Source organism: Micromonospora sp. NPDC049580, from assembly GCF_040675595.1.
GTDB lineage: Bacteria > Actinomycetota > Actinomycetes > Mycobacteriales > Micromonosporaceae > Micromonospora.
This window is the reverse complement of record NZ_JBFAPG010000197.1, coordinates 1-10,484: the sequence shown is the minus strand read 5'-3', so window position 1 is coordinate 10,484 and position 10,484 is coordinate 1. Positions and strand designations below refer to the sequence as shown.

The following is a 10,484-nucleotide window of genomic DNA, read 5'->3' as shown; positions in this document are numbered from 1 at the left end:
CCGCAGGGCCGCGCGCGCTCCCTCCCCGTCGCCGAGCCCGAGTAGGGCCGCTGCGCGGGTCGTGTGCGCGCGAACCGCGAGGGTTGCGACCTTGCCAGTCGGGTCTGGCGGGATGCCGAGCGCCACCGCATCGGCTATCTCGGTCGCAAGCTGGAAAGTGCCGGCCCGGCCGGCGGCCTCGGCAGCGCGCAGAAGGAGCCGCTGTTCGCACGAGGTCGTGGGAGGATGATCGGCGATCAGAGCCAGGTACGCGTCCGCGGCATCGTGAGCGTTGCCGTACCGCAGCAGTTGGTCCGCCCTGGCCAACCGCGCCTTCAGCCCGTGATGGCAGCGCAGGCGTGGAACGACCGGCTCGGACAGGTCCCGCTGCCGGAGGCGCCCTGCACAGAAGGTCTCCCACGCGCCATCCCAGAGACGCAACACCACCGCGGCGATGAGGAAGCTCAGGGGGATTTGCAGACCCACGAGCGCGGCGACGGCGACCACCGCAGCTATGAACGCCCGCCGACTCGCCAGGAAGCAGACCAGGAGTACAACGGAGCCCTCAAGCCATCCAAGGCGTGTAACGCACACGACCGCGAAGATCGGGAAGGGCAGCGCTCCTGGTAGCCACACAAGGATCGAACGTGTCACCGTCACCGCTCCCAACCAACGCCGACGTAGGCCAACGACAGCCACGCCGCCGGGTAGGTGCTCCGGTCCGCCCGCCACCGCTGCAGCTCGCCGAGCTGCACCCGACGTAGCGCCGATACCGGGTCCGGACTGGAGGAGAACCCCTGGATGAGCCCGTCGGTGATGCGCTTCATGTGTTTGTTGGCATGGACGGTGTAGAGGGTGCAGCAGACATGGGAGGCACCCGCGAGCACCACGGCGGCACCCAGGCCCAACCATTCGCCGGTCGGGGTCTGTCCCGACACGAGATCGGGTGCTGATCCGATACCGATACTGCCGCATCCGATCAGCACTACCCGCTCGGGCAGGGCGAGCCTGTGCTCGGAGCCGTCAGGTGGCACGAGATCAATCATGGTCAATCGTTCGTTGCCGCCCCTGCCGTTCGGTCCGAGTTGTAAGCCGCTGCGTGCGACGTTCCCGGCTTCGGCGTCGTCGGCTTCGGCGCCCACGTGACCGATCAGGGTCAGCACCCAGGCCTGGTGGTCATCATGGGCGTGGAGCAGGTTGCGGCAGTCGTTGAGACTCAGCGGCCCGCGTACCACCCGGTCGACGCCGTCGGGCCGGGTTAGGATCTCCATGTCAGCTTCACCGTGGGGAGCGACGATGGCGAGCCGGGCTGGCCAACTATCCGGCCGGTCAGCTGAGCCGGAGCGTGGCCGCGCGTGGATCACCGCCCAGGACGGCATGTGGATGACCGCAGCCCGGTCGACGACGCGGAGGTCTGTGCCGGGTCCTAGCGGAAACCCGGCAACCGGCAGGTGACCGAGCGCGGTCGGAAGCGACACAACCAGGGTGGCGTCCGTGCTCTGCCGCAACCCGTCGGCCAGGGGGGCGGGTAGGAATGCCGCGGCGACGCGGGCAAGGATCTGCCGCTCCGCCTCCTGCGAGGCAGCCGGCCCGAGGGCACCTGCGCGCAGTCTCTCGCGCACCCCGTCCGTGCTCTCACCTGGCAACGCGAATGGTAGCGCCGCGAGCAGAGCCTTGTACGCCTCCGCAGCGGGCGTGCCTGCGCCGAGCGGAATGCGCCCCTGCGACCATTCGCCGCCCGGGTCGCGGACCGCCCAGTAGCAGTCGTCGAGCACCGTCGCGGCACTCCAATACCAGGTACACGGCCCGATCGCCGTCAACTCCTGGTCCAACGCAATCTCCGCGGCCGAGTCATCAAGACGAGGGAGACGCAGACCCGAGCCGACCCGTACTCGAGGCGGCTGCCGCACCGGATTGAGCCCTTGCAGGACGGCCATGGCGTCGGTGGAATCGGCGGTCGGCCCGGTGACCGTGGCCGGCCGATCCCGGCTGTGGCTGCCGGCGGCAGCGGCGTCCAGTGCGGCCATAGCGGATAGCGAGTCCACGTCAGTCGCTGCGGGCAATGCCTCGCCGCGGGCCAGTTCGATGACCTCCGCGACCAGAGGGCTGTCACCGCTCGCCGAGGCAAGAGCCAGCATCGTGGCATGCGCATCGAGCTGGGTTCTGCTCCACGACTCTCGCCACCTCGCCGAGGGCAGCATGTATCGGCCGTGCTGAGCCGCCACCAGAGCGGACGCCGCGTAGGCCAAGGCCCGCTCCGGCTCACCCGCAGCCTGATCAAGTTTTGCCAGCAGCCGCCGACCGGTGGTGGCAGCCAGCGGCCGGCTGTCTGCATCGATCATCGCGAGTGCGGCCACGACGTCCCGCCGCGGATCGGTATGTGCTTCAGAGAGCCGTCCGATCTGCACGCTAGCCCGCAGCAGCAAATCATCGGCTGTCTCATCGCGCGCGTCGAACAGCCCGATCCGGCCGTCTTCACCGCCCACCCGAGACTCCAGCACCCGGGCGGCGTCGTGGGGCAGCCCTTGCCGAATCATCAGCCGGGCCATCCACATCTCGGTGGTCTGCAGGACGTCAAAGTCACGGAGCCGGACGGCGAGCAGCCGGTAGTCGTGCACGGTGTCGAGGGCTTTTTCGACCGGCGCCTCGGCGATGCAGCGCTGCGCCTCGATTAGCTTCAGACGGCGGGCGTATCGTCGGCAGGATCGGGCGCGCAGCAGGCTGGAGGCGGTGGCTCGTACCTGAGGCGCACTGGCCGCGCCAGTCTGTTCCAGGATCATCGCCAGCTGGGCAAGGCACCATCCCTTGACGGTGTCCGGGGTGGCCACGGTCCACTCGGTCGCCTTCGAGGCCAGAGACAGCGCGGTGTCGATGTCGCCCTTGTCGAAGGCGATCAGCGCCGAGCAGACTCTGATCATCGGCTGCAGGGATTCCGGCATGGCCGTACAGGCGGCGACGAAGGGCTCGGCGAGTTGGGCACGCGAGGAGGTAGCGAGGTCGACGGCGTTCGCTAGAGGTTCAGAGCGACCGGTGATCGCGAGGCGGAGCCTTAAGCGTCGCGGGATCATGCCGAGCACGGGTCCCTGTGCCCACCAGGGGGCTGCCCTGAGCGGGGCGAGCGCGCCATAGCTGATCAGCATCCAGGCCGCGTAGACACCCAGTACGCAGGCCCACCAGCCTTGGATGTCCACCACCACCGCTATGATCGCCACCGCGATGAGTCCGACAACGGCGCGCGGGTCCCGCCGACCGACTAGCAGGACGGTCAGCGCGACCAGGCCGACCTGCGCCGCCGCCCACCGGTCGAGCGGCCATCGGGCGGCTCCGAACGTGGCGGCGATTGCCGTCGCAACAGTCAGCCGCCACCGCAGCGGCCGCAACGCCGACCGCACCAGCGGCCGCACCGCGTCGGCGTGGAAAGATCCCAGGCGTTGGCGGGTGGTCCGGGCCGCCCGCAACTCTCGTCTCGATTCGAGTGCGCCCCACACATGGCCGAGAGCTTCGATCGGGCCAAATCTCTGAACGGCTAGGATCACATCCAGGATGCTCGGTAGCGCCGCGATCCGCCGGTCCTCGCCGGCGTAGTGGCGCAGCTGGCGGGTCGTCTCCGCGACCCGTTCCTGTTCACTTATCATCATCAATCCCCCATCGCCTCATGAGCAGCGAGGTGACTGTGCTCCGGGCCTGCGCGCGGAGCTGGCGCATCGCCAGGTAGGGGTTGCCCGAGTCGACCCGCTTGATGGAAAGCTGGTAGCGGCACTTGACGGCCGACACCAGCGCCGTCATCAGCAGGGGCGCGAACAGGCCGATTGGCAGGAACACGGCGGCGAGGCCGATGAAAATCACGGTGACCCAGAACGGCGTCGTCGTCGTGAGTGTCGATCCGGCGAGGATCAGGGGGAACGCGTACCAGGGGGCGCCCCACCGTATGGCGATGAGCAGGATGCCGATCACCATCAGCTGATGTAGCAGGCTGACGAGGGCCCACCGGTTGGCTCGCACCTGTGCGTACGGTGAGCCGAACGCGTTCCGGCCCGAGACGAGCTGGGCGTCGAGGAATTGCTTGAGGGCTGCCGACCCCGGTGCCGAGCTCCGTACAGCCAGGTCCGCCAGATCCGGCAACGGCGGTGTCGCGAAAACCGGGGGCGCCGGCTGCGCATGGAAGGCGCTGTCGTCGGTGAGGGCTGCATCGACGGCGACTCGGGCGACTCCGGTCCGTAGTAGACGCGCGTCGACACCGGCCGTCCGCAACGCTGTCAAGCTGGGCTCGTCGGACTCGGCCAGCGCCAGCGTCAGGTGGACGGATCCGAGCACCAGGTCGTCCATGCGGCGCCTTTGCTGGTCGGCGCGGCGCAACAGGGTCACCAGCAGTCTGTCCCTATCGTGCGCGGATCCTTCGTCATGGGGCGCCGACCGGAGCGCTTGGATCAGGCCGTCCGGATCCATACCCGTCGCGCACAATGCCCGCGTCGCCAGAGCGTCCGGCGCGATGAGGACCGCCGCTCCCACCTCGGCCGGGCTCGGCAGGCGACCGTCGTGTGCCTCCGACCGTGACCGTGCCTGGGCCAACGCGGTCGCGACCACGTGACTGACCGGGAAGGACTCGCCTGCCACCCAAACGATCACGGTCACGGGGTGCTCTGAGGCGCGGCGGTGGACGGCACGACGTAGGTGACCGTCATCAGGATCAGTCGTCGCGCGCTGATGGACACCGCGTTGACATCATGCAGGATCGCGGCGTCCACCTCGCCGGCTGGACGGTAGAGAATCTCACCTCTCAAGGTCAGCTCCCGGTCGCTGCTCTCCACCGGCGCACGGCTGTACGAATGCAGCCGGCCCGCTACGTAGCTGCCGTCGTCCAAGGTGCATCCGACGTGAATGTCGGCATCGCGGTGCTCATGGAACAGCAACCACCAGGCCGACTGCTGAGACTGCGTACGTCGGAGCCGGTCATCGCGCCGCTGGCGGAGAACCTTCGGCAGTGCCCGGTCCCACGGTGTCAAGCTGGCTACGACTGCGCAGCCGATGGCGGTGCCTACCAACGCAGCACTCCAGGCGGTGACCAGGGGTAAGTGTGACGAGGTATAGCGACCGGCACCCAACAGCATCCGGGAGAAGTCCGGGACGGCCAGCGAGGTCGCCTGAGCCACGACACCCAGCAAGGCAACCGCCACAAAATCGATGACGATGCCCGCGAAGATGGTGGCCAGGATCTCTTGGGTCGCAGTCTCGACACGTTCGGGTCTCTTGCGTTGTGTGATCCTGTGGTAGATATGGCCAGGCAATGCGAAGACGATTGCCAACAGTAGGCTCACAACCGTTGTGGGCATTCGCCCTCCATGGTTGGGAATGCGACGTCAGAGCACATTAGGCAGAGCCGAGGCACGGTGTCCATAGCCTGAGGGGCAACAGATGCGTGACGATGATTCTCCCGATCCGAAGGATGCGTCGTATGTGGATGGCACTTCCGACGACGATGATCTAGGTGGCCCACTGGGACAGGCAACCGTCTCTGATCAGCGGCCATCGACGTCCACGACCGCGCCTGGTGCGCTGCCAGCGGCCCAGAAGCAGTCTGAGCCGAAACACAGCTGGTGGCAACGCCTCAGAGGCAAGTAAGCCGCTGTCCGGCGGGTACCGAGCCAGCCGATCTACGGGAGGTTGAGGCATTGGCAGTGAACATGGGCCGCGTGTGGACTATCGTCGATGAGACCCTGCGCGAGGATGAGCGAGGCCGGGTACATGCCTCCCTCGTAGGAGTGCTGCTCGAGGGCGTGCACCCGATGCACGGATTGCGCGACAAGGCCGAATCCCCGGACCGAGACGTCCTCTACGTCACCGACCACCGTCTGGTCTTCGTGCTGCCTAAGCTCTCGAAGCACCTGCGCTTGAGGGACTCATGGAAGCTTGCACGTGGTGATCTAACCGCCGTAGCCAGGGTGATCTCCATTCCTCGCGAGGGGGTGGTCAGTGTCGAATGCCCGAGCACCCCACCGTCGAGCATCCGGGTGTTCGACGCGACGTTCCTGAGGATAAACACGAATTGTTCTCGTGGACTGCCGGCCACCTTCGATTTCTGGATTGATCTCAGCATCAAGAAGCTGGGTGGCTTCACCGAGACCATCTCCGCGTGGACAGGTAGATCACATCCCTGACGCGTCGGGTGTGACGTCCCGACCCTCAACTTGGCCGACAGGTCAGCTCAGCCGTAGCACCCGATCCGTCCCGGTGGGCGGCTGCTCTCGCTGCTGTGCAGGTTGAGGCGGAGCACCAACGGCGAGAGGCATTCGTTTGCCGATGCTGCTCTGGCCGGGATGGAGCGGGCTTTGTGGTAGTGGCGCCTCTACTCGTTGGACCTCTGTCGCCTAGGTGACAGTTCGCCCGGCCAGGGCATCTGCGTGGGGCACACTTCCCCCGAGCATTTACGCGGACCGTGAGTGCTCCGACAACTACCGATTGCGGCGCAGGTGGCATTTGCGGGCTAGTGATGTCGGCGCTTCGGCAGCCGATCTCGTTGTGGCGGCGAAGCCGCCTGATGATGCTGGAGCCCGGACGGCAGACCAGTACGAGTGGCAGGCGGTGATGGCTGCCGCTGATGGTCTGAGCCTGTACCTGACGGCTCTTGATGCGCACGGCAACCTCGACGATGGCGACGACGGGCGGCTGCTCTGCGAGTATCACGAGGACTGGGTTGCCCTGCGTAACGGGAATGCGGAACTGGTGTCCGCAAAACATCCAGGGTTGGCCTTCGGCGCCTACAGCACCCTCAATTCGTTGGCCGGTGACGGCGGTGTCGCGCACTTGTTCGACCGCTGGTTGGCAATGCAGGAGAAGCCCGCGTGTCGGCTGGTCACCACCGCAGGCATGTCCGGAGAGCCTCTGCAGCTCATCAAGTTCGCCGAGTTCGCCCGTGATCGGCGTGTCGCTGGCGGGACGTTCATCGCCGCCGGCCCTGAGATCACGCTGCTCACCAGCTTCGGCAAGAGCTTGCTCAAGCACTGTGACGGCCTCGCCACCCGGTGGAAACCACCCGACGGCGGTGAGCCGGAGGTGCTGCCCGAGCATCGCGAGCAGATCACCCGCTTCCTGTCGGTGTTCACGGTGCAGGACAGCGTGACCCGTAAGTACGCCCCGCACGCGGCGCCGTCGATGTACGCGCAGCCGGTGCTGGACAAACTCGGCAGCGCCGCTCCCGCCGGTGCGGTGTGGGAGGCCGTTCTCGCCCTGTTCCGCGTCCGCATGCGCGCCGCGGGGCCCACGCCGATCGGTGGCCTGCCGACGGTCCTGGCCTTTCCGATAGGCGGCGCGGCGCCCGCGTCCGGTGACTGTGAGACCGAGTTGACCAGCCGCATCGTGACGCTAACGGACATCGACCTGGCCATCCGGACGGCGATCGCGCATCCGACGGGCTTTGCGCCGCTGCCGCGGTTGGTGCGCACCAGCCGGTTGGCCATCAAGATGGAGGTCGGGGGCTGCTCCGACAACACCGTGGAACGCGCGGAGCAGCTCCGGTCTGACTGGACCGAGCATTGGCGTGACTCACTGGCATTCGATCCAGCAGCGCGTGCCCGTCAACAGCGGCTGAACCGGGCGCTGCTGCGGATCAACGACGCGGCGACCGAGCAGGTGAAACGGCCAGGCACGGCCTGGGGCCCGCAGTTGTGGAGGGAACTTGAGGCCGCGCTGGACCGGCAGCAGCGCACCCTACCGGACGACATGGACGTCGACCTGGCGCTCGGTGGGCTGTGTGAGCTGTCCAATCGGTGCCAGGTGTGGTTCAGCGAGGGCTTTGACGTCGCAAGCGAGCAGGCGCGCCGGCGTCCGGTGGGAGGAGGGGGCAGCTGATGAGCATGCACGCTGCGGATGCCGCCGACCTGGCGTTGCTGCGCGAGGACCTCGCCTACCACCAGACCCGCGTGTTGCTGCTCGTGACCGCCGTCGCGGCCGAGACGGGCCACCAACGAAGGCTGGACGGCCTGACGAAGCTGGCCAAGCTTGACTTCCTGTTGCGATACCCGGCCTTGGCCAGCACCGTGCTGGACTCCCTGGAGCCGGCAGATCCCCGGCTGCATCTGGCGGAGGAAGACAGGTATAACCCCACCGCCGTGGAAGCACCCATGACCCGGTACAAGTACGGCCCGTGGGACGACCGCTACTACATGATCATCGGCGCGCTCGTCGGTCGTGGGCTCCTGCGTTATGCCCCCGGCAGGAAAGGCAGCGTCGCGCTAGCGCCCACGCCCAAGGGCAAGAGGCACGCCGCCACGATCGCCGCCACCGCGCCGTGGTCGGAGATCGCCGAACGCGGCCAGGTGATCGCGCAGGCGTCGACAGGACTGACAGGCAACGCGTTGAAGGACTTGATCTACCAGAGGCTGGCTGACCTGATGGACCGACCGCACCGGCAGGTAATCCGTTGACCACGACGTTCCGGCTCAACGCCGTCACCCTGGACACCGTCGAGGGCCCCGTCAGGTATGCCTTCCCCGCAGACTTGACCATCCTCGCCGGGCCGACCGGCGTCGGGAAAACCACCCTGCTGGAGGCCGTGAAGTTCGGATTCGGGTGTGACGGGATGCTCGCGCCCGTGATCGCCGACAGCGTGCACGACATCAGCGTCGACGTGACCGTCGGCACCGAACGCTACATGCTCGTGCGCAGCGTCGATGCGGTCAAACGCCGGGCCGTGCGGGTCACCGATGTCAAGACCCGCGAGCGGCTGCCCGATCACGGCGCAGACGCCCGTGAGTCGCCCAGCGTCTCCGGTCTGTTGATGCGGGCATTGGGATTCGCCGAGAACATGCGCGCTGCCGCCAGAACCGCCGGTAGCACCAACGCCGGCGCCCGCATCACCTTCGCCGACGTGTTCTCCTACCTGTATGTCCCCCAAGCCGACATGAACCGCGACATTGCCCGTAGCCAGGACCAGTACCTCGCCCCGAAACGCAAAGCCGTTTTCGAGTTGCTGTTCGGTCTCACCGACGAAGCCGTGCTGGCGCTGCGGTCCGACCTCACGACGCTCAACCGGCAGGTCGACGACGCGCGCCGCGAAACCGCGACGATCCGCGAGTTCCTGTCCACGACGAACACCACCAGCAAGCAGGAAGCGCTCAGCGCACAAGGCGACGCCCGCAACGCGCAGATCGCCGCCGAAGCGTCATTGCAGGTGCTGCGCAACGAGATCAGCCCGGTCGCCGACCGCGAAACGCAGGTGATACGTGATCTGCTCTACGACGCAGAACGCCGGCTCGCTGAGGCCAAGGCAGCCGTCCAGGCGTTGATCAGGCAGCGAACCGACCTGACCGCCGAACGACGCCGTGTCGAAGGCGACCTCGCCCGGTTGCACCGCATGCGCGACGCCGGCGACCGCATCGCCGCCATCGAATTCGTCACCTGCCCCCGGTGCCTGCAGTCGGTGACCGACAGAGCAGTCCCCGAGGGCGCCTGCCGGTTGTGCTTACAGCCCGACCCGGTCACCCCGGACTCCGACACAGACCAGTACGAGCAGCGACAGCTCACCGGCCAACTGCACGAGATGAGCGACCAACTAGCCCTCCTCGCCGAGCAACTCGCCGCCACCAGCGTCGCTGTCGCCGAGCGTGAGGGCTTGGTCAAAGATCTCACTGCCACAATCGAACAGCGCACGTCCACGCGCGTCAGTCCGCGCCTGCAGGCATTCACCGACGCCTCCACCAGCCTCGCCTACGCCCAGGCGCGCCAGCGGGAACTTGAGGGCGTGCTGCGACAGTGGGACCGTGTGGATGACCTCACCACCGCCGAGCAGCAGCGCACCGTCGAGCGGGACAGGGTCCACGCGGAGATCGCTCGTCGGGAAGCAGCCATCGATGAGCGGCGTCACGAAATCATCGACGCGCTCACTGCAGAGTTCAACCGGGCGCTACGCAGCATCGGCGTGCCTAGCATCAAAACTGCGCACATCCACCCCACCAACTACCTGCCCATTCTTAACGGCCAGCCCTACACCAAGGTCAGCCGCGGCGGCGGCATCATAACCGCCGTGCAAATCGCCTACTGGACATCAATCCTGTACGTCGTGGTCAGCCGCGGCGACACCTACTACCCGTCCTTTCTGGTCATCGACAGCCCTCGCATGGCGCTGAACTCCGCCACCGGCATCTCCGCCGCGCTCTACAGCCGGCTGCGGGACCTCGCCGCAGCCAGGCCCGGAAAGCTGCAGATGATCGTCGCAGATAACGAACTCCCTGAAGCGGTAGAGCGCGACTTCGCCGAGCTGGATTTCGACTACCCGCATCCCACCGTTTCCACCATCGCCCACCCAGGACCCAACGCCGTGCAGACGCTCGGCGACCACTCGGATCAATAAGCCTGTTCGCCAGTACGGTGGCGCGCCGGTGATGACAGCAGGCCTGAGCAGCGGTTACGGTGAGATCCTCGACGGTGGGAGGTGGGGCCGTGTGTGTTCGACTGATCGACGATGATGGCGCCGCCGGATCTCCAGGTGCCCAGGCCGCTACGGCCGCGCG

General features: G+C 67.1%; 8 protein-coding genes. 4 read left to right on the top strand and 4 right to left on the bottom strand.

Annotated features, from left to right (window positions below):
- From AB0J68_RS17500 to AB0J68_RS17485, 4 genes are all read right to left on the bottom strand, one after another.
- Positions 1-486, bottom strand: a 486-nt coding sequence (locus AB0J68_RS17500; RefSeq protein WP_363939378.1) for a hypothetical protein, incomplete at its 3' end; no start/stop codon positions are given.
- Positions 487-635: 149 nt separating this feature from the next.
- On the bottom strand, positions 636-3,617 hold the full coding sequence (locus AB0J68_RS17495) for a CHAT domain-containing protein (protein ID WP_363939377.1): 2,982 nt from the start codon (positions 3,615-3,617) through the stop codon (positions 636-638).
- A complete protein-coding gene (locus tag AB0J68_RS17490; RefSeq protein WP_363939375.1) occupies positions 3,604-4,611 on the bottom strand; it encodes a hypothetical protein in 1,008 nt (335 codons plus the stop codon). The genes AB0J68_RS17495 and AB0J68_RS17490 overlap by 14 nt, the downstream gene beginning before the upstream one ends.
- Positions 4,608-5,309, bottom strand: coding sequence for a DUF6338 family protein (locus tag AB0J68_RS17485; RefSeq protein WP_363939374.1), 702 nt, complete (start codon positions 5,307-5,309; stop codon positions 4,608-4,610). The genes AB0J68_RS17490 and AB0J68_RS17485 overlap by 4 nt, the downstream gene beginning before the upstream one ends.
- Positions 5,310-5,648: 339 nt before the next feature.
- On the opposite strand from AB0J68_RS17485, the gene AB0J68_RS17480 reads away from it, so the two are divergent.
- The 4 genes from AB0J68_RS17480 to AB0J68_RS17465 all read left to right on the top strand — a co-directional run bounded on the left by AB0J68_RS17480 (position 5,649) and on the right by AB0J68_RS17465 (position 10,324).
- A complete protein-coding gene (locus tag AB0J68_RS17480) occupies positions 5,649-6,134 on the top strand; it encodes a hypothetical protein (RefSeq protein WP_363939372.1) in 486 nt (161 codons plus the stop codon).
- Positions 6,135-6,495: 361 nt separating this feature from the next.
- Positions 6,496-7,824, top strand: coding sequence for a hypothetical protein (locus AB0J68_RS17475; RefSeq protein WP_363939370.1), 1,329 nt, complete (start codon positions 6,496-6,498; stop codon positions 7,822-7,824).
- Complete coding sequence (locus AB0J68_RS17470) at positions 7,824-8,399, top strand: hypothetical protein (RefSeq protein WP_363939368.1); 576 nt, start codon at positions 7,824-7,826, stop codon at positions 8,397-8,399. The genes AB0J68_RS17475 and AB0J68_RS17470 overlap by 1 nt, the downstream gene beginning before the upstream one ends.
- A complete protein-coding gene (locus AB0J68_RS17465; RefSeq protein ID WP_363939367.1) occupies positions 8,396-10,324 on the top strand; it encodes a hypothetical protein in 1,929 nt (642 codons plus the stop codon). The genes AB0J68_RS17470 and AB0J68_RS17465 overlap by 4 nt, the downstream gene beginning before the upstream one ends.
- Positions 10,325-10,484: the final 160 nt, after the last annotated feature.